We start from the raw sequence: 19,732 nt of genomic DNA on the forward strand, positions 1-19,732 counted from the left end.
AAAACTTCCATGAGTCGCTCGAACGCTATCCAATCGGGACAAGGATAACTTTGTAAACTTGGATAAGAGAGGTTTCCACAGTTACCCAAAGAGATATCCCCAGAATCTAAATATCTTAATGATATTAACTGATTGTTTTTAATGTATAAATTTCAATATCAACAAAATATGCCCTCTGAAAGACTATTCTATCCACCTGGGGAAAACACATGGGTAAAAAAGTAATCCACGGATTTTACTCACGCTACAAAACCATCTTCCTTTTTCTTTTCTTATTTTTTTATTAGGGAGGGTTCCGAGCAACGTCCGGAGCCAGAATGACTGATCTTCTTTTCACGCTGTACCCGTGGGTGAAGTCTTTGCACATCATGGCCGTGATCTCTTGGATGGCCGGCTTGTTCTATTTACCCAGACTGTTCGTCTATCACGTAGAAAAGGCACAATCGGTCGACGGAGCGCAGGAAATCTTCTTTGAAATGGAGGATAAGCTGCTTCGTGTCATCATGCGCCCTGCAATGATCGTGGCGTGGGTCTGCGGTTTGATCATGGTCTTCACGCCGGGGATTGTCGGATGGGACTGGTCGTGGCCCTGGGTCAAAGGTGCAGCCGTGATTGGAATGACCTGGTTCCATCACTGGCTGATGGCGCGACGCAAAGATTTCTTAGAGGGGCGAAATAAGCTCACTGGGCGCCAGTACCGCATGATGAACGAGGTACCGACCGTTTTGATGGTTATCATCGTTCTAGCGGTCGTTCTGAAGTTCTGAGGGCCTGTTTGACTCCGACTGCTGTCACGCTTATGTAGAGATCAACACGCCCGTCCGGGCGGCGTATCTTCCGTATTGAATTTCCACTCTGTGCCGCGACCTATGCGGACAAGGTTCGTATCATCATGACAACTGAATCCCTGAATCTGGCCGACCTGAAGGCCAAAAGCCCCAAAGACCTTCTGGCGATGGCCGAAGAGCTGGAGATCGAAAACGCCTCGACCATGCGAAAAGGCGAAATGATGTTCCAGATCCTGCGCGAACGCGCGGATGAGGGCTGGACCGTTGGCGGTGACGGTGTGCTGGAAGTCCTGCAGGACGGCTTCGGCTTTCTGCGCTCACCTGAGGCGAACTATCTGCCGGGTCCGGACGACATCTATGTCTCACCTGAAATGATCCGTCAGCATTCGCTGCGTACCGGTGACACGGTGGAAGGTGAGATCAAAGCCCCTGATGATAACGAGCGCTACTTTGCGCTGACCAAGGTCACCAAGATCAACTTTGAAGATCCTGAGAAGGCCAAGCACAAGATCCTGTTCGACAACCTGACGCCTCTGTATCCGGATGAGCGTCTGAAGATGGAAATCGAAGATCCCACTATCAAGGACAAGTCGGCCCGTGTGATCGACCTGGTGGCCCCCATCGGTAAAGGTCAGCGGTCGCTGATCGTGGCGCCGCCGCGGACCGGTAAAACGGTGATCCTGCAGAACATCGCGCACTCGATCGAACAAAACCACCCCGAGTGCTATCTGATCGTCCTGCTGATCGACGAACGCCCGGAAGAGGTGACCGATATGCAGCGCTCGGTGAAGGGTGAGGTTGTGTCCTCGACCTTTGACGAACCAGCGACACGTCACGTGGCCGTGTCGGAAATGGTGATCGAAAAAGCCAAGCGTCTGGTCGAACATAAACGAGATGTTGTTATCCTTCTCGACTCTATCACAAGACTTGGTAGGGCGTTCAACACTGTGGTGCCATCCTCGGGTAAAGTTCTGACCGGTGGTGTGGACGCAAATGCTCTGCAGCGACCCAAGCGTTTCTTTGGTGCGGCGCGGAACATCGAAGAGGGTGGTTCGCTGACCATCATCGCCACCGCCCTGATCGACACCGGCAGCCGGATGGACGAAGTGATCTTCGAAGAATTCAAAGGCACCGGTAACTCGGAAATCGTTCTGGATCGCAAGATCGCGGACAAGCGCGTGTTCCCGGCGATCGACATCCTCAAGTCCGGTACCCGGAAAGAGGACCTGTTGGTCGACAAGGGTGATCTGGCCAAGACCTTCGTTCTGCGCCGCATCCTCAACCCGATGGGCACCACCGACGCGATCGAGTTCCTGCTGTCCAAGTTGAAACAGACGAAGACGAACGGTGAGTTCTTCGATTCGATGAACACCTGACACAGGTCTTAAACGACGCGAGGCCTTCGAATGGATACGATATTCGCCTTGGCCAGCGCACAAGGCAAAGCAGGGGTGGCGGTCATCCGCCTCTCTGGCCCGCAGGCTCATGCAGCCGCGGGCGCGCTGACTGGTTCCGATTTACCACCCAGGGGAATGCGGTTGCGTGAGCTCCGTACAAGTGATGGATCACGGTTGGACGATGGGCTGGTTCTGACTTTTGCAGCACCGGCAAGCTTTACCGGCGAGGATGTCACCGAACTGCAAATTCACGGAAGCACCGCTTCGGTCAATGCGGTGTTGCGCTGCCTGTCCGATATGGAAGACCTGCGAATAGCAGAGCCTGGTGAATTCACCCGCCGGGCATTGGAAAACGGCAAGATGGATCTGGCTCAGGTCGAAGGCCTTGCAGATCTGATCGATGCCGAAACCGAAGCGCAGAGAAAGCAGGCCCAGACCATTCTGGCAGGTGAACTTGGGAACCTGGCCGAACGCTGGCGGCGGGATCTGATCCGGGCTGCTTCACTGTTGGAAGCAGTGATTGATTTTGCCGACGAAGAAGTGCCAACGGATGTATCACCAGAAGTTCGCAAACTGATTACAGGGGTAATGGGCGATCTGGAGCGTGAAGCGCGCGGGGTAAAGATTGCGGAGCGTATTCGTACGGGCTTCGAAGTCGCCATTGTTGGGTTACCGAACGCTGGAAAATCTACGCTTCTGAACGCTCTTGCAGGACGGGAAGCAGCGATTACGTCTGAATACGCCGGAACCACCCGAGATGTGATTGAAGTGCGAATGGACTTGGCTGGGCTACCAGTTACCCTTCTGGATACTGCCGGATTGCGCGAAACCGAAGATCATGTCGAAGGGTTGGGTATAGCGCTGGCCCGGAAACGTGCTGAAACAGCGGACCTGCGTGTGTTTCTGACAGATGACCCAACTGAGCTTGGGGTCGATATGCAGCCGGGAGATGTGCAAGTATTACCTAAATCAGATCTCAGGGGCAGTGGTGAAAACGGGATCTCGGGAAAGACAGGGCAAGGGATTGATCAACTGATTTCCCAGATTTCGCGTGTTTTGTCTGACCGAACCACAAGCACTGGTATTGCAACCCGGGAACGCCACCGCGTTGCAATGACAAAAGCACTGGACGCGCTTAGCCAGGCTATAACGGTTCTGGAATCAGGACCTGACCTGTATGATATTGCTGCCGAAGAGTTGCGCACAGCCATTCGGGCACTTGAATCTTTGGTTGGCAGAATAGATGTCGAGAATCTTCTGGATGAGATATTCTCCAGCTTCTGCCTTGGTAAGTAAGGAGTGTTTCACGTGAAACATTCACAGTTCGACGTCATTGTTATTGGTGCAGGTCACGCCGGTGCTGAGGCCGCGCATGCTTCAGCCCGTATGGGTGCTGTCACTGCTTTGGTAACCTTGTCAGAAACAGATATCGGTGTGATGTCCTGCAATCCGGCTATTGGCGGATTGGGTAAGGGGCATCTGGTGCGTGAGATTGATGCACTGGACGGCGTCATGGGGCGTGTTGCGGATCAGGCGGGTATACAGTTTCGTCTATTGAACCGTCGAAAGGGCCCTGCTGTTCAAGGCCCACGGGCTCAGGCAGACCGAGCCTTGTATCGTGCTGCGATGCAAAGAGAGACGCGAAATCGTGAACATCTTTCGGTGATTACCGGCGAAGTTGTTGATTTCCTGATGAATGAGAACCGTGTTTCAGGTGTGAAGCTTGCGGATGGTTCGGAAATCCCGGGGAAAACAGTAGTTCTCACCTCCGGTACCTTTCTGCGCGGTGTTATTCATATCGGAGATGTATCTCGCCCCGGTGGTAGAATGGGCGATCGACCATCTGTAAAGCTGGCAGAGCGGCTGGATACTTATTCACTACCTATGGCTCGCTTGAAGACGGGTACACCTCCACGTCTGGATGGTCGGACAATCGATTGGTCAGATTTGGAAAGGCAGGATGGTGACGAAGAACCTACCTTGTTTTCGTTCCTGTCCAAAACCGTTGTTGCTCCACAGATTGCTTGTGGCATCACACATACGAACGCCAAGACACATGAAATAATCGAAAAGAACCTCTCGCGCTCGGCGATGTACGGTGGTCATATAGATGGTGTGGGGCCGAGATATTGTCCTTCGATCGAAGACAAGATCGTTCGATTTGCGGATAAGGATTCACATCAGATCTTCCTTGAGCCAGAAGGGCTCAATGATCACACCATATATCCCAATGGGATCTCAACTTCGCTCCCCCAGGATGTGCAGGTGGAATATGTCCAATCGATAAAGGGATTGGAGAAGGCCGAGATTCTTCAGCCGGGTTATGCCATCGAATATGACTACATCGATCCCCGTGTGTTAACTGCTTCGTTGTCTCTTCCGGAGATTCCTGGGCTATATCTTGCGGGTCAGATCAATGGAACCACAGGATATGAGGAAGCAGCAGCCCAAGGGCTTGTTGCTGGTCTTAACGCCGCGTTGGAGGTTCAAGGGAAAGATCCTGTCCATTTCACGCGTGCCGATAGCTATATCGGAGTGATGGTGGACGATCTGACCACCCGTGGAGTCGCAGAGCCTTACCGTATGTTCACCTCGCGCGCCGAGTTTCGATTGTCGTTGCGCGCTGACAATGCAGATCAACGTTTGACGCCAATCGGGAGTCAGATTGGTTGCATTGGAAGTGAACGGCAGGCCTCATTCAACAATAAGATGGATAAGCTTGATAAAGTTAAGGGAAAGCTCACAGACCAAACCTATACGCCTAAAGAAATTCGCGCAGCTGGAATTGAGGTTAACCAGGACGGGAACCGACGCGATGGGATGGCGATTTTGGCATTTCCGAACGTCACCTTCGATGATCTGCTTCCTCTCGTTGAGGGATTGGGTGAAACCGAAGCTGACATTCGTCGGCAAGTAGAGCGGGATGCTTTATACGCAAACTACATTGCACGGCAGAAGCGCGATGTCGAAGCAATGAAGCGGGATGAATCGTATGTAATTCCACGCGATTTTGACTTCTTTGCTCTGGACGGTCTTTCCACGGAAATGAAGCAGAAGCTGTCCAATGCGAAGCCTGCAAACATAGCGCAGGCAGGGCGGGTTGAAGGTGTAACACCCGCAGCTTTGACGCTGGTCCTTGCTAAATTGCGGCGTGAACAGAAAGCGCTCAAGGCATGATCTCTGAAAACAATGCGGTTAAGCGTTTAGATGTTTCACGTGAAACATTAGACCGCCTGTCGATTTACGTCGATCTGGTTGCTCGTTGGAACCCAAAGATCAATTTGGTGTCGCGCAAAAGCCTGGAAGACATCTGGGATCGGCATATCCTGGATTCTGTTCAAGTCTTTCGTCTTGCGGACAAAGTTGATCACTGGGTTGATCTGGGAAGTGGTGGGGGTTTCCCGGGTATGGTCTGCGCAATCATGGCAATTGAGACTTCACCCGAAACGCGGTTTACATTTGTTGAAAGCGATCAGAGAAAATCCGCTTTTCTGAGAACTGTGTCTCGAGAATGCGGAGCTAACTGCAAAGTGATTTCCAAACGAATCGAAGCTGTTGAACCATTGAATGCCGACATACTGTCTGCACGTGCGTTGGCGGATCTGCGCCAATTAATGTCCTTTTGTGATAGGCATTTAGGAGAAAATGGCACAGCTTTGTTACCAAAGGGCGCAATCTGGAAAAAAGAGCTGTCTGATGCCCGCGAGGAATGGAATTTCGAAGCGGAGCCTATTACAAGTTTAACTGAACCCCAGGCCGTTATCCTGAAGATCAAAGGAGTCTCACGTGGTTGATCTGTCTCGCCCTTCAGGGCCCCGGATTATCGCGGTTGCCAATCAAAAGGGTGGGGTGGGAAAGACAACGACGGCGATAAACCTGGCAGCGGGATTGGCCGAAGCAGGGTGCAGGGTTCTGGTGGTTGATCTAGATCCACAGGGAAATGCCTCGACAGGTTTAGGTGTCGAAGACCGGGATTGGACGACCTATGATCTGATCCTGGACGACGCCCCGTTGAAAGCGGTTGTTCAGGAAACCGAGATCGGTGGTCTTTATGTGGTTCCTGCAACCGTCGATCTTAGCTCGGCTGATATTGAGCTTATTTCCAATGAAAAGCGCAGCTATCTTTTGCACGATGCGCTCAGACAGACTGCAATAGATGAGTTCTCGTTCGACTTTGTTCTGATTGATTGTCCGCCTTCGCTGAATCTTCTCACTGTAAACGCAATGGTTGCGGCGCATTCCGTCCTTGTGCCACTGCAAAGTGAGTTCTTTGCTCTGGAGGGGTTGTCACAACTGATGCTGACAATTCGTGAGGTTCGGCAGACCGCGAACCCGGATCTCAGAATCGAAGGTGTTGTGTTGACCATGTATGACAACCGCAACAACTTGTCCCGTCAGGTTGAAAAGGACGCACGTGACAATCTGGGTGAGATGGTATTTAAAACCAAAATACCCAGAAATGTGCGGGTCAGCGAGGCGCCATCATATGCGCTTCCGGTTTTGCAATACGATTCCGGGTCCTTGGGCGCTATGGCTTACCGGCATCTGGCGCGCGAGATCATGCATAAAAATAACAAAGTGGCCGCCTGAGCGGCTGTCAGGAGGGCGAGTTGAGCGCCAAGAAAGGAAAACCCAGAGGTTTGGGGCGAGGGCTGTCCGCATTGATGGCGGATGTCACACAGGATGTTGAAGGCCGCGTTTCTGCTGAACCGCGCCGCCCGGACATGAAAGTTCCGATCGAAAAGCTTCGCGCCAACCCAAATCAGCCGCGTCGAACTTTTGCCCCTGAACAACTGGATGAGCTAGCGGCGTCGGTTAAGGAAAAGGGGATCATTCAGCCACTGATCGTGCGCGCTGTGAACGACAGCGAATACGAGATTGTTGCCGGCGAACGTCGCTGGCGCGCTGCGCAGATGGCGCAGTTGCACGATATCCCGGTAATTATACGCGAGTTTGACGATACCGAAGTACTGGAAGTCGCGATTATCGAGAACATCCAGCGCGCGGATCTCAACGCTGTTGAAGAAGCGGCAGGCTATAAGCAGCTGATGGATCGATTTGGCCATACGCAGGAAAAGCTGGCCGAGGCCTTGGGAAAAAGCCGAAGTCATATCGCCAACCTGCTGCGTTTGCTATCATTGCCGATTGATGTGCAAACCCTTGTAATCGAAGGGAAACTGTCTGCCGGTCATGCTCGGGCGTTGATTACGGCAGAAGATCCGTCGGAACTGGCAAAAATTGTTGTCCGTGACGGTTTGTCAGTGCGTGCAACCGAGGCTTTGGTGAAAAAGCAGCAACAAGGTGATGCAGATCGTCCTACGCCAAAGTCGCGGAACCTGAATGCGGGCAAGGATGCGGATACGCGGGCATTGGAAAAGGACCTTTCTGCGATCCTGGCCATGAAGGTTGCGATTAACCACAAGGCGGGTACTGAGACAGGGCAGGTAGTTCTCACCTACGAAAACCTTGATCAGCTGGACGATCTTTGCGCGAAACTCAGCCGTTAGGCCGGGTCCAGATAAAGATCATCACGCCGCTCAGTACGACAGCTTGAATGATCAGAACATGTGACGGAACTGAGAAAATCAGGGACAACCCAAAGACAGCGGCGACCGATATGGTGGCCGCTTTTTTTGCGGCTGGTCGAATTGCCCCGGATTGGTGCCAATCTATGATCATGGGGCCAAATGTTCTGTGGCTCAAAAGCCAGTTGTGCAGGCGGGACGATGAGCGCGCAAAAAAGAAAGCTGCCAGAAGGAGAAAGGGAACCGTTGGCAACAAGGGCAGCACTACACCGATTGCCGCCAGCGCAACACAAAGCAATCCCAATCCTGCCCAAAGAAACTGCATGCTTTACCCCAATAGTTCCCGAATAACGGCATTCAGAACTGCGCGACCATCTTTCGTCGCCTTTACACGGTTATCCTCCTGGCACAACATGCCAATCTCGCGGAGATCATCTAATTTGTCCTGATCGAGAGAGGTACCAGACAGTACTTTGAAACGATCAACATCTAGACCTTCTGCAATTCTCAAACCCATCATGAGGTATTCATTGGCTTGATCTGAGCGATTGAGCTCTTCTCTATGGGATTCACCGGAACCTGCTGAGACGGCATTTATCCATGTATTCGGGGACAGGTGCGTTTCAGTTGCGAATTTGCGCCCTTGTGATGTGACGCGGCCATGGGCTCCGGGGCCAATTCCAACATAATCACCATAGCGCCAGTAGATCAGATTGTGCTGAGATTCCGCTCCGGGCCGAGCATGGTTCGAGACTTCGTAGGCTGGCATGCCGCGGCTTTCGCAGATTTCCTGAGTCGCAAGGTACATGTCAGCCGCGCTGTCATCCTCGGGCAGACCGCGTAGTTTGCCGATTGCATAGCGGTCACCGAACGCGGTGCCGTCTTCGATCGTCAACTGATAAAGGGACAGGTGGTCGACAGCCATCGCAAGTGCTTCGTTCAATTCTGCGCGCCACGCCTCTACAGTTTGATGCTGGCGCGCATAGATCATGTCAAAGCTGACGCGATCAAAGCAGTTTCGTGCGATATCGAACGCTGCGCGCGCTTCAGCCACTGTGTGGATGCGGCCGAGCCGTTTCAGGTCTTCGTCGTTCAAAGCCTGAACACCCATGGAAATGCGATTCACCCCGGCGTCACGGTAGGCGACAAAGCGACCAGCTTCGACTGATCCGGGATTGGCCTCCAGCGTGATTTCCATGTCGTTGGCAGGGCGCCACAAGGCCCGCGCTTCATCAATCACTGCTGCGACAGTTTCAGGGTTCATCAGAGACGGAGTGCCGCCGCCAAAGAAGATCGTATTCAAGACCCGGTCTGGCGTTTCATATGCCGAGCGTTTTAGCTCACTCAGATATGCATCAAGCCATTGTTTTTGATCAATTTTCTTGGATACATGACTGTTGAAGTCACAATAGGGGCACTTGGCCTCGCAAAAAGGCCAATGCACATACAGGCCAAAGCCCCCGTTGCGCCAATCATCCGCCAAAGCAGCCCTTCACGAACATCTCCACCGCGCGACCGCGATGGCTGATCTTGTTCTTTTCCCAGCGATCCATCTCGGCAAAGGTAATGTCGTATCCGTCAGGGACAAACATTGGGTCATAGCCGAACCCTTCGGAACCGCGGATCGGCCAGACAAGGTGGCCTGGCGCGACGCCTTCGAACACTTCATCATGACCATCGGGCCAGGCCAGAACCAGCGTGCTGCGGAATTGAGCGGTGCGCGGGTGCGGGGCGTCTTTGGCCTCCAATTCGTTATGCGCGCGGGTCATCGCCATCAGGAAATCACGGCCATTGCCGGTTTCTGCCCAGTCGGCAGTGTAAACACCCGGCGCGCCGTCCAGCGCGTCGATGGTAATCCCGGAATCGTCCGACAGGGCAGGCAGGCCGGTGGCCTTGGCAGCGGCATGCGCTTTGATCCGGGCATTGCCGACGAATGTATCTTCGGTCTCCTCGGGTTCCGGCAGGTTCATCTCACCTGCGCCAACAACCGTCACACCAAAGGGTTCGAGGAGATGAGTCATCTCCTCAAGTTTGCCTTTGTTATGCGTGGCAACCAGCAGCCTGTCCCCGTCGAACTTGCGGGTCATGCGGTGGCAGCCTTTTGGGCAGCGGCCAGCTCGGCAACGCCTTTTTCGGCCAGATCCATCAGCTGATCCATCTGTGCGCGGCTGAAGACAGAACCTTCGGCGCTCATCTGAACTTCGATCAGTTTGCCCGAACCGGTCATGATGAAATTGCCATCGACGCCGGCTTCGCTGTCTTCTGGGTAGTCCAGATCCAGCACCGGTTGGCCTGCATAGATACCGCAAGACACCGCTGCAACCGGATCGACCAGCGGGTCAGAAATCACGTCGCCAGCTTTCATCAGCTTGTTCACGGCCAGACGCAGCGCAACCCAACCGCCGGTGATCGAAGCGCAGCGGGTGCCGCCATCGGCCTGGATCACATCACAGTCCACGGTGATCTGACGTTCGCCCAGTGCAACCCGATCCACACCGGCGCGCAGAGCGCGGCCGATCAGCCGCTGGATTTCTACCGTGCGACCACCTTGCTTGCCACTGGCTGCCTCGCGCCGCATCCGGGTGTTGGTTGCGCGGGGCAGCATACCGTATTCGGCAGTGACCCAGCCCAAACCCGAGCCTTTGATGAACGGCGGCACGCGATCCTCGATCGTGGCGGTGCACAGCACGTGGGTGTCGCCCATTTTGATAAGGCAGGAACCTTCGGCATGTTTGGTGAACCCTGTTTCGATTGAAACCGGGCGCATTTCGCTTAAATCTCGTCCAGAGGGTCGCATGGAAAATCCTTTGTTTGCTGGGTTGGGGATAACGTCCCCGTGCCTTAGGATGCAACCCCGATTGACCTTTCATTTGCCTGCGATTTAATGCCGGTCCAGCAGGGGAAGACGCATGAGCGAAGCGCGCAAAATTCTGGACGAGATGAATGACCGGTCACGCGAAGTGTTCCGGCTGATCGTCGAGAGCTATCTGGACAGCGGAGAACCGGTTGGCAGCCGTACGCTGACCCGCACTTTGTCGGAGAAGGTCAGCGCCGCGACCGTGCGCAACGTGATGCAGGATCTGGAGTTTCTCGGCTTGCTTGACAGCCCGCATGTCAGTGCGGGGCGGATTCCCACGCAGCAAGGGCTGCGAATGTTCGTGGACGGATTGCTGGAAGTGGGTGATCTGGGCGCGGATGATCGGCAGAAGCTGGACGAAACATTAGGCTCTAATGCAGGCGATGTGGGCGGAATGCTGGATCGTGTCGGTTCGGCCTTGTCACACGTGACACATGGCGCATCGCTGGTTCTGACGCCCAAACATGAATCCGAGATCAAGCATATCGAATTCGTTTCATTGGCCCACGACCGCGCTTTGGTGGTTTTAGTCTTTGCCGATGGGCATGTTGAAAACCGCCTGTTTACGCCTCCTCCGGGACAGACGCCCAGTTCGATGCGCGAAGCGGCGAACTTCCTGAACGCACTAATTGAAGGGCGCACGCTCAGTGAACTGCGGCGTCAGATGCAGTCCCAGATCACAGCGCGCCGGCAGGAAATCGATGTTTTGGCGCGTGAGATGGTTGAAAGTGGCATGGCCGCCTGGGATGGGGACGGCACCGACTCAGCCCGTTTGATCGTGCGCGGGCGGGCGAATCTGCTGGGAGAACCCGGCGAGGCTGAGGAGTTGGACCGAATCCGAACGCTGTTTGATGACCTCGAGCGCAAGCAGGACATCGCTGAATTCCTCGAATTGACCGAGGAAGGCGAGGGTGTGCGCATTTTTATCGGGTCTGAGAACAAACTTTTCTCACTTTCGGGTTCCTCTTTGGTGGTGTCTCCATATATGAACGCTGATCGAAAGATAATCGGTGCGGTCGGGGTCATCGGACCCACACGTCTGAATTATGGACGGATCGTGCCGATCGTGGATTATACGGCGCAACTGGTCGGCAAGCTGATTTCCGACCGGAGCTAGAGGGTAAGAGATGGCAGAGCCCAAGAACGAAGATTTTCTGGACGATATCGCAACCGCCGAGGCGGAAGAGCTGGCCGAGGAATTTGCCGAGATCAGCGAAGAGGCGCTGGAAATTGATGCGCTGCGTGCTGAGCGGGACGATTTCAAAGACAAGTTCATGCGTGCACTGGCGGATGCAGAAAACGCGCGCAAGCGTGGTGACAAGGCCCGTCGGGATGCTGAACAGTACGGCGGATCGAAACTGGCCCGCGACATGCTGCCGGTTTACGATAACATGAAACGTGCGCTCGAGGCAGCAACCGACGAACAGAAAGAAGTGGCAGGACCCCTTCTGGAAGGCGTCGAGCTGACCATGCGCGCGTTGAAGGACGTATTCCAAAAGCACGGGATCGAGGTGATCACGCCCGAGGTTGGTGACCGGTTTGATCCGAATGTGCATGAGGCGATGTTTGAGGCACCGGTCCCCGGCACCCGTGCTGGTGACATCATTCAGGTTTCGGCCGAAGGCTTCATGCTGCACGACCGCCTGCTGCGCCCGGCGCAGGTTGGGGTATCTTCGACCCCGGCAAGCTGAACGATTTCAGTTCAAACGAGTATTGAGGCGGTCAGGTTCTGGCCGCCTCTTTCAGTTTGTAGATCAGGTCCAATGCTTCACGTGGAGTCAATTCGTCCGGCAGGATTTCATCGAGCATGTCGGTGACAGGTGATGCCTTGGGCGCAGGTGGTGGCGGAGGGGGCGCAGCCGAAAACAAAGGTAGGTCGTCGATCAGGGCTTTTTGCTTACCGCCTTCGCGTTCGGTTTTTTCCAGCTGATCCAGCACGATACGCGCGCGTTCGACCACAGATACCGGCAGTCCGGCCAATTGGGCGACCTGTACACCATAGGATCTGTCTGCTGCACCTTTATGAACCTCGTGCAGAAAGATGACCTCACCTTCCCATTCTTTCACTGCGACAGTGGCGTTTTCGGCGCCTGCAAGTTTGCCGGCCAACGCGGTCAATTCGTGGTAATGCGTTGCAAACAGGGCCCGGCATTTGTTCGAGGCGTGCAGATGTTCCAGCGTGGCCCAGGCGATAGATAAGCCGTCATAAGTGGCGGTGCCGCGGCCGATTTCATCCAGAATGACAAGGGCACGATCATCCGCCTGATTGAGAATGGCAGCGGTTTCGACCATTTCGACCATAAAGGTCGAGCGCCCGCGTGCCAGATCATCCGACGCTCCGACGCGGCTGAACAACTGGCTGACAAGGCCGATATGCGCCCGTTCTGCCGGGACGTAGCTGCCCATCTGGGCCAGCAGGGCGATCAGCGCATTCTGACGCAGGAAGGTCGATTTACCCGCCATGTTGGGACCGGTCAGCAGCCAGATCGCCGCGCCATCGTTGGCGCTGAGATCGCAGTCATTGGCGATGAAGGCGTCACCGCTTTGCTGGCGCAGGGCGTGTTCGACAACCGGATGTCTGCCACCCTGAACATCGAATGCGCGCGAGGTGTCGACTTGTGGGCGGCACCAGTTTTCTCCACGCGACAGATCGGCCAAAGCGGTGGTTAGATCCAGCTCAGCCAGCCCTCGGGCGGCTTGGTTCAAGCGGGCGGCTTTTCCCAGAATTTCATCAGAAAGCCTTTGATAGAGCCGCTTTTCGATCTCCAGCGCCAGATTTCCGGCGTTCAGAATACGGGTTTCGATCTCGGACAGTTCGACTGTGGTGAACCGCACCTGATTGGCTGTGGTCTGCCGATGGATGTAGGTTTCGCTGAACGGGGGGTTCAGCATTTTCTCGGCATGGGTGGCTGTAGTTTCAATGAAGTAACCCAGCACGTTGTTGTGCTTGATCTTCAGAGACGTGATGCCGGTATGTTCCGCGTATTTTTGCTGAAACCCGGCGATGACTGAACGGCCTTCGTCGCGCAGGGTGCGGGCCTCGTCCAGCTCGGCATCGTACCCCGGCGCGATAAAACCACCGTCGCGCGCCAGCAGCGGGGGTTCTGCTACAAGGGCGTCATCGAGCAGGCTCAGTAGGTCATCGAAACCAACCAGATTTTGCAACGCCGCTGCCAGAAGGACAGGTAACTCCTGATCCGCGCAAAGCCCGGCAATCGCTGATGCCTGTGTCAGGCCGTTTCGAATGGCGGCCAGATCACGGGGGCCGCCGCGATCCAGTGACAGGCGGGACAGAGCCCGGTCCAGATCGGGGGTCTTGCGCAGCGCTTCGCGCAGATCCGATGCGATCAGGCTATCTTCGGCAGCGAAACTCACCGCATCCAACCGTCCATGGATGACGTCCAGATTGCGGGAGGGGCTGGAAAGGCGTTGCTCCAACAGGCGCGCGCCACCAGGTGTTACTGTGCGATCCACCACGGACAGTAGTGAGCCAGCGCGACCTCCGGACAGGGAGCGAGTCAGTTCCAGATTGCGTCGAGTTGCAGCGTCGATCTGAACAACGCGGTCTTCGGATTCCTTGAGCGGGGTCTGCAGCAGCGGTAGTTTGCCCTTTTGAGTGATCTCCAGATAGTCGATCAACGCACCCATGGCCGAGATTTCGGCGCGTCCAAAACTGCCGAACGCGTCCAGAGCGCCCACGTGGAACAAGCCGCAGATGCGTTTTTCCGCCGCAGTGCTGTCAAAGCTGGCGCGCCCGATTGGTGTGAGCGAGATACCCAAATCCATAACCGGTTCGTTCAGTTTGTCCTGAATCCCATCGGCCACGATCAGCTCGGATGGTGCCAGTCGTGCCAGCTCCGGGCTAAGACGCACGGACGTCAAAGGCATCACGTGAAACGCCCCGGTCGAGATATCAGCCCAGGCCAGTGCAGCCTCATCCCGGACCTCGGCATATGCGGCAAGGAAGTTGTGGCGGCGGGCTTCCAACAGGGCGTCTTCGGTCAGTGTGCCGGGCGTCACCAGACGCACGACATCGCGCTTTACCACCGATTTAGAGCCTCTTTTCTTTGCCTCAGCGGGGCTTTCCATCTGCTCGCAGACGGCGACACGAAACCCTTTGCGGATCAGTGTCAGCAAATAGCCTTCGGCCGCGTGAACAGGGACGCCGCACATCGGAATGTCGCTTCCGTTGTGCTTGCCGCGCTTGGTCAGGGCGATGTCCAGCGCTTCGGCTGCGTTGACGGCATCCTCAAAGAACATCTCGTAAAAGTCGCCCATGCGGTAAAACAGCAGGGCGTCGGCATGGGCCTCTTTGATCTCGAGATATTGCGCCATCATCGGCGTGACTGTGGACAAAGGTGTCCCCCTTCTGGCGTGTTCCGGGCGCGACCTTACAAATCCGCCACCCGCGACGAAAGGTGAAAAGTATTCTCGTTGAGGCGCGCCTCTTGCTGCGCTATGAGGCGAAAGCCCAACAGATGTAAAGAAACGACCTATCTCATGCCTAAAGCGAAGATCACCAAAGAAGAGGCGCTGGCCTTTCACCTCGAACCAACTCCCGGCAAGTGGGAGGTTCAAGCCACCGTCCCGATGACCACTCAGCGTGATCTGTCGCTGGCCTACAGCCCCGGCGTGGCTGTTCCATGTGAAGCCATCGCGGAATCCCCGGAAACAGCCTACGACTATACCAACAAGGGCAATCTGGTTGCTGTGATTTCAAACGGCACAGCGGTTTTGGGTCTTGGCAATCTGGGTGCGCTGGGCTCGAAACCGGTGATGGAGGGCAAGTCAGTCCTGTTCAAACGGTTCGCCGATGTGAACTCGATCGATATCGAACTGGATACCGAAGACCCGGATGAGTTTTGTCGTGCCGTGCGCCTGATGGGGCCGACCTTTGGTGGCATTAACCTTGAAGATATCAAAGCGCCCGAGTGTTTCATCATCGAACAGCGCCTGAAGGAAGAGATGGATATCCCTGTCTTTCACGATGACCAGCATGGTACGGCGGTGATCTGCGCGGCGGGCCTGCTGAATGCGCTGCATATTTCGGGCAAAAAGATCGAAGACGTAAAGATCGTCCTGAATGGCGCGGGTGCTGCAGGGATCGCCTGTATCGAGTTGCTTAAGTCGATGGGCGCACGGCATGAGAACTGCATCGTCTGTGACACCAAAGGTGTAATCTATCAGGGCCGCACCGAGGGTATGAACCAGTGGAAGTCGGCGCATGCCATCACCACGGATCTGCGCACTCTGGAAGAGGCCATGAAGGGCGCGGACGTCTTCCTGGGCGTGTCGGTTAAGGGCGCTGTGACGCAGGATATGGTCGCGTCAATGGCGGATAATCCGGTGATTTTTGCGATGGCAAACCCGGATCCCGAGATCACGCCGGAAGAGGCGCATGAGGTGCGGGTAGATGCGATCGTCGCCACCGGGCGCAGCGACTATCCGAACCAGGTGAATAACGTTCTGGGTTTCCCTTACCTATTCCGTGGTGCGCTGGACATTCACGCCCGTGCCATCAATGACGAGATGAAGATCGCCTGCGCCCACGCGTTGGCACGTCTGGCGCGCGAAGATGTGCCGGATGAAGTTGCCATGGCCTATGGAAAATCGCTGACCTTTGGCCGCGATTACATCATTCCGACGCCATTTGACCCGCGCCTGATCCACCGTATCCCACCTGCTGTTGCCAAGGCCGGTATGGATACTGGCGCAGCTCGTCGCCCGATCATCGACATGGACGCCTATGAGCTGAGCCTGAAATCCCGCATGGACCCGACTGCCAGCATCCTGCGCGGCCTGAACGCACGTGCCCGCGCAGCGCAAAGCCGCATGATCTTTGCCGAGGGTGACGATCCGCGCGTTCTGCGTGCAGCGGTCATGTATCAGCGCTCGGGTTTCGGAAAGGCGCTGGTTGTTGGTCGTCCCGATGACGTCAAAATCAAACTTGAGGCCGCAGGGCTTGGCGATGCTGTTCGTGAGCTGGAGGTGGTGAACGCCGCCAACACCATGCACCTCGATGCCTATAAGGAGTTCCTCTATAAACGTCTGCAGCGTAAGGGATTTGACCGGAAGGATATCCACCGTCTGGCCGCGCGTGACCGGCACGTGTTCTCATCTTTGATGCTGGCCCATGGACACGGCGATGGTCTGGTTACGGGCGCAACCCGGAAATCAGCGCATGTGTTGGATCGGATCAATCACGTCTTTGACGCGGATGCGGCCCATGGCGCTGCCGGTGTCACCGCATTGCTACACAAGGGCCGGATCGTCCTGATGGGCGATACGCTGGTTCACGAATGGCCGGATGAGAACGATCTGGCCAATATCGCAGAGCGCGCAGCAGCCGTTGCCCGCCATATGGGTCTGGAACCGCGCGTTGCTTTCGTCAGCTTCTCGACCTTTGGCTACCCGGTCTCGGAACGTGCTGAAAAAATGCATGTCGCCCCCGAAGTTCTGGACGGGCGCGGTGTGGATTTCGAATACGAAGGTGAGATGACCGTCGACGTTGCCCTGAACATGGATCAGCAAGAGGCTTACCCGTTCTCGCGCCTGACCGGTCCCGCGAACATTCTGATCGTCCCCGCACGGCATTCCGCCAGCATCTCGACCAAGCTGATGCAGGAAATGGGTGGCGCGACCGTTATCGGCCCGATCCTGTCGGGTGTCGATAAACCCATCCAGATCTGTTCGACCGTTTCGACTGCAAACGACATCCTGAACATGGCCATCCTGGCCTCTTGCGATATCGGATAAGCGATGACGATCTGGAACCTTGGCTCAATCAATGCCGATATGGTCTACGGCCTGCCGCACCTGCCCGGGCCGGGTGAAACCCTTGCGGCCAAGGGGCTGGAACGGTTTCTGGGCGGCAAGGGTGCGAACATGTCCGTTGCCGCGGCACGTGCCGGATCTCAGGTCAGCCATATCGGAGCTGTCGGACCTGACGGGCGCTGGGCCAAGGACCGTCTGACCGAGTATGGCGTGGATACGCGCCATATCACCGAAGTGGATGTACCAACCGGGCATGCAATCATCGCGGTCGATGCCGAAGGTGAGAACCTGATCGTTCTTTACCCGGGGTCCAACCACGCGCTTGAGGTTCAGCAGCTGGAACAGGCGCTGTCTTTGGCCAAATCAGGTGATCTGCTGGTTATGCAGAATGAAACCAATGCACAGGTCGAGGCTGCCCGACTGGGGCATGAACTTGGTCTGACAGTCTGCTACGCAGCAGCGCCGTTTCAGGCGGATGCGGTTCAGGCTGTCTTGCCCTATCTGGATTTTTTGATCCTGAACCAGATTGAAGCGGAGCAGTTACAGCAAGCCACCGGTCTCAGCGCTGCAGACTTGCCGGTCGAGCATGTGGTCGTGACACTTGGTTCCGATGGCGCCCGCTATCATCAGCGCGGCAATGATCCGGTGGAGTTTGATGCCCACAAAGTTCAGGCCGTGGATACGACCGGGGCAGGTGATACCTTTACCGGCTATGTCCTGGCCGGGATGGACCGAGGCATGCCGCTGGCGCAGGCCATAACACAGGCAAACCGTGCCGCAGCTTTGATGGTGACGCGACACGGTACCGCTGATGTGATCCCTGATCTCAAGGAAGTTCAGGCGGCTCGTTTCGATTAGGAACCGACAAAGGGTGCTGCACTGCCCCAAAGCTGTTTTACCCGGGCGTCGCGACCGCAGGCCTTGCGATAGGCTTTGTATGCATTCTTTTGGCGCTTTGGACCAAAACGGGTGAAGACCAGTTTGTCTCCCTTGTAGTAATCCTGGTGATAGGCTTCAGCCGGATAAAAGGTTGATTGTTGCAGGATTGGCGTCACAACCTTTTGTCCCAATGCCTGCTGTGCATTTGCCTTAGCCTTCTGCGCCTGTGCTTTTTCGCCTGCGTTAGAGACGAAAATTGCCGTCCGATAGCTTTCCCCACGGTCACAAAACTGGCCACCTGAATCTGTTGGGTCGACCGAGCGGAAGAACATGTTCAACAGTGTTTCACGTGAGACGCGGGCGGGGTCAAAGGTGATCTGTACGGCCTCGTAGTGGCCTGTACCGCCTTTGGAAACTTGATCGTAGGTCGGGTTCGCAGATTTGCCGCCGGTATAACCCGAGACTGCGCCGATCACGCCAGGTACCGATTCAAAATCGGACTCAACGCACCAGAAACAGCCGCCGGCAACGGTCAGTGTTTCGGTGCCCGCCGCAGGTGCAGGCATCGCGCGTAACAACGCAACCAGAGCAATCAGAACAAACAGAAGAGCGGACTTGAAATGGTCGAAACTGTAATTCCGGGTCATGGCAGATCTCCTTTGAGATCAGGCTGCCGTGCGACCCGGAAGTTGGCAATCCACTGACATCATTTGTCACGTGCTGGTGAGACGAGTTTATCGGTCAGCCCAACAACTGCCCCAGTTTCATCGCGACACCCATGTCGCCTGAAATCTTGAGCTTGCCCATCATCACACCCGTCATCGGGTTCAGTTTACCGGTCAGCAACTTGCCCAGATTGTCACGAGAGATGCGAATGGTGCAGTCGGTATCTCGATCCTGTGTCGTCGCAGTGTTGTCGGCGAGGACGATGACACCATCCTCACCGCAATCGAACTTGAGCGATCCGTCAAAGGTTTTGTCGCCCAGACCCTTTTGGATACCGTCTGCTATTTCCTGAAGCATATGAATTCCTTTCGCAGTTGTGCCCTGCGTAAAGAGAAGTCTCAGCTTCAGGCAAGCATGACCCTACTGGAACCAGCCAGGGCTAGCCGTTGATCAACGCCTGTTTGGTTGGCTCACAGATCTGACCGTCATAAAAAGCTGTCAGGACATCCTGAAACTCGGATGGTGCATCGGGTACAGCCGCAAACAAAGTCATGGACGAGCGTAGCTTCTTGGCATCGACCTTTCCCAGAATACCAGCCGGGTCCGAGCCCTTGTGCGACAGCATCAGGCGGGACACCTGAATCAGGCGTTCACGCAGGACCGGATGCCCAAGATAGGCGGTTGCCTCATCCAGATCTTCGATTCCGTAAAGCTGGGCCATATGAGATTGGCCCAATTCTGCCAGTTGCGGAAAAACGAACCACATCCAGTGACTGGTTTTCTGCCCCTGTTCAAGTTCACGCAGGACATCCGGCCAAACCGTGTCCTGCGCTTCGATGAACATTT

The 19,732-nt window shown here is 55.5% G+C and carries 19 protein-coding genes; 11 read left to right on the forward strand and 8 right to left on the reverse strand.

The window, feature by feature from the left end; genetic code table 11:
• Nucleotides 1–317: 317 nt before the first annotated feature.
• From ACR0CW_RS18765 to ACR0CW_RS18795, 7 genes are all read left to right on the forward strand, one after another.
• Nucleotides 318–767, forward strand: a complete 450-nt coding sequence (locus tag ACR0CW_RS18765; protein ID WP_170335777.1) for a CopD family protein — start codon at nucleotides 318–320, stop codon at nucleotides 765–767.
• Nucleotides 768–892: 125 nt separating this feature from the next.
• Entirely contained in the window at nucleotides 893–2,164 is a 1,272-nt protein-coding gene (rho, locus tag ACR0CW_RS18770; protein WP_155144147.1) for a transcription termination factor Rho, read from the forward strand.
• 30 nt (nucleotides 2,165–2,194) lie between these two features.
• The gene (mnmE, locus tag ACR0CW_RS18775) at nucleotides 2,195–3,481 is read left to right on the forward strand and encodes a tRNA uridine-5-carboxymethylaminomethyl(34) synthesis GTPase MnmE (protein ID WP_480788943.1); all 1,287 of its coding nucleotides are present in this window, start codon (nucleotides 2,195–2,197) and stop codon (nucleotides 3,479–3,481) included.
• Between the two features lie 12 nt (nucleotides 3,482–3,493).
• Complete coding sequence (mnmG, locus tag ACR0CW_RS18780; RefSeq protein ID WP_480788944.1) at nucleotides 3,494–5,362, forward strand: tRNA uridine-5-carboxymethylaminomethyl(34) synthesis enzyme MnmG; 1,869 nt, start codon at nucleotides 3,494–3,496, stop codon at nucleotides 5,360–5,362.
• Nucleotides 5,359–5,979 carry a 16S rRNA (guanine(527)-N(7))-methyltransferase RsmG gene (gene rsmG, locus ACR0CW_RS18785; RefSeq protein WP_480788945.1) on the forward strand — a complete coding sequence of 207 codons (621 nt, stop codon included), beginning with the start codon at nucleotides 5,359–5,361 and terminating at the stop codon, nucleotides 5,977–5,979. Before mnmG ends, rsmG begins: the two co-directional genes overlap by 4 nt.
• Nucleotides 5,972–6,775, forward strand: a complete 804-nt coding sequence (locus ACR0CW_RS18790; RefSeq protein ID WP_170335770.1) for a ParA family protein — start codon at nucleotides 5,972–5,974, stop codon at nucleotides 6,773–6,775. The genes rsmG and ACR0CW_RS18790 overlap by 8 nt, the downstream gene beginning before the upstream one ends.
• A gap of 20 nt (nucleotides 6,776–6,795) precedes the next feature.
• The gene (locus tag ACR0CW_RS18795) at nucleotides 6,796–7,692 is read left to right on the forward strand and encodes a ParB/RepB/Spo0J family partition protein (protein ID WP_170335768.1); all 897 of its coding nucleotides are present in this window, start codon (nucleotides 6,796–6,798) and stop codon (nucleotides 7,690–7,692) included.
• On the opposite strand, the gene ACR0CW_RS18800 is transcribed toward ACR0CW_RS18795, so the two are convergent.
• The 4 genes from ACR0CW_RS18800 to rph are packed head-to-tail and all read right to left on the reverse strand — an operon-like array spanning nucleotide 7,682 to nucleotide 10,507.
• Complete coding sequence (locus ACR0CW_RS18800) at nucleotides 7,682–8,035, reverse strand: YbaN family protein (protein ID WP_480788946.1); 354 nt, start codon at nucleotides 8,033–8,035, stop codon at nucleotides 7,682–7,684. The genes ACR0CW_RS18795 and ACR0CW_RS18800 overlap by 11 nt on opposite strands.
• A gap of 3 nt (nucleotides 8,036–8,038) precedes the next feature.
• Nucleotides 8,039–9,193, reverse strand: a complete 1,155-nt coding sequence (hemW, locus tag ACR0CW_RS18805) for a radical SAM family heme chaperone HemW (RefSeq protein WP_480788947.1) — start codon at nucleotides 9,191–9,193, stop codon at nucleotides 8,039–8,041.
• Nucleotides 9,183–9,797 (reverse strand): RdgB/HAM1 family non-canonical purine NTP pyrophosphatase, encoded by a 615-nt coding sequence (gene rdgB, locus ACR0CW_RS18810; RefSeq protein WP_155144159.1) that lies wholly within the window; start codon nucleotides 9,795–9,797, stop codon nucleotides 9,183–9,185. The genes hemW and rdgB overlap by 11 nt, the downstream gene beginning before the upstream one ends.
• The gene (rph, locus tag ACR0CW_RS18815) at nucleotides 9,794–10,507 is read right to left on the reverse strand and encodes a ribonuclease PH (RefSeq protein ID WP_480788948.1); all 714 of its coding nucleotides are present in this window, start codon (nucleotides 10,505–10,507) and stop codon (nucleotides 9,794–9,796) included. The genes rdgB and rph overlap by 4 nt, the downstream gene beginning before the upstream one ends.
• Nucleotides 10,508–10,619: 112 nt before the next feature.
• Between rph and hrcA the strand changes: the two genes are divergently transcribed.
• Nucleotides 10,620–11,684: a heat-inducible transcriptional repressor HrcA gene (gene hrcA / locus ACR0CW_RS18820; RefSeq protein WP_480788949.1), complete on the forward strand. Its 1,065-nt coding sequence runs from the start codon at nucleotides 10,620–10,622 to the stop codon at nucleotides 11,682–11,684.
• A gap of 10 nt (nucleotides 11,685–11,694) precedes the next feature.
• On the forward strand, nucleotides 11,695–12,258 hold the full coding sequence (locus tag ACR0CW_RS18825) for a nucleotide exchange factor GrpE (RefSeq protein ID WP_155144165.1): 564 nt from the start codon (nucleotides 11,695–11,697) through the stop codon (nucleotides 12,256–12,258).
• A 31-nt stretch (nucleotides 12,259–12,289) separates the two neighbouring features.
• Here ACR0CW_RS18825 and mutS read toward each other — a convergent pair whose 3' ends face one another.
• The gene (gene mutS / locus ACR0CW_RS18830; RefSeq protein ID WP_480789002.1) at nucleotides 12,290–14,905 is read right to left on the reverse strand and encodes a DNA mismatch repair protein MutS; all 2,616 of its coding nucleotides are present in this window, start codon (nucleotides 14,903–14,905) and stop codon (nucleotides 12,290–12,292) included.
• Between the two features lie 162 nt (nucleotides 14,906–15,067).
• On the opposite strand from mutS, the gene ACR0CW_RS18835 reads away from it, so the two are divergent.
• Entirely contained in the window at nucleotides 15,068–17,323 is a 2,256-nt protein-coding gene (locus ACR0CW_RS18835; RefSeq protein WP_155144167.1) for an NADP-dependent malic enzyme, read from the forward strand.
• Nucleotides 17,324–17,326: 3 nt separating this feature from the next.
• Nucleotides 17,327–18,199 carry a ribokinase gene (locus tag ACR0CW_RS18840; RefSeq protein WP_480788950.1) on the forward strand — a complete coding sequence of 291 codons (873 nt, stop codon included), beginning with the start codon at nucleotides 17,327–17,329 and terminating at the stop codon, nucleotides 18,197–18,199.
• Here ACR0CW_RS18840 and msrA read toward each other — a convergent pair.
• From msrA to ACR0CW_RS18855, 3 genes are all read right to left on the reverse strand, one after another.
• Nucleotides 18,196–18,867 (reverse strand): peptide-methionine (S)-S-oxide reductase MsrA, encoded by a 672-nt coding sequence (msrA, locus tag ACR0CW_RS18845; RefSeq protein WP_480788951.1) that lies wholly within the window; start codon nucleotides 18,865–18,867, stop codon nucleotides 18,196–18,198. The genes ACR0CW_RS18840 and msrA overlap by 4 nt on opposite strands.
• A 94-nt stretch (nucleotides 18,868–18,961) precedes the next feature.
• Nucleotides 18,962–19,243: an SCP2 sterol-binding domain-containing protein gene (locus ACR0CW_RS18850; protein WP_480788952.1), complete on the reverse strand. Its 282-nt coding sequence runs from the start codon at nucleotides 19,241–19,243 to the stop codon at nucleotides 18,962–18,964.
• An 82-nt stretch (nucleotides 19,244–19,325) separates the two neighbouring features.
• Nucleotides 19,326–19,730, reverse strand: a complete 405-nt coding sequence (locus ACR0CW_RS18855) for a DUF1810 domain-containing protein (protein WP_480789003.1) — start codon at nucleotides 19,728–19,730, stop codon at nucleotides 19,326–19,328.
• Between the last annotated feature and the right edge of the window lie 2 nt (nucleotides 19,731–19,732).

The organism is Ruegeria sp. CH6, from assembly GCF_056537005.1.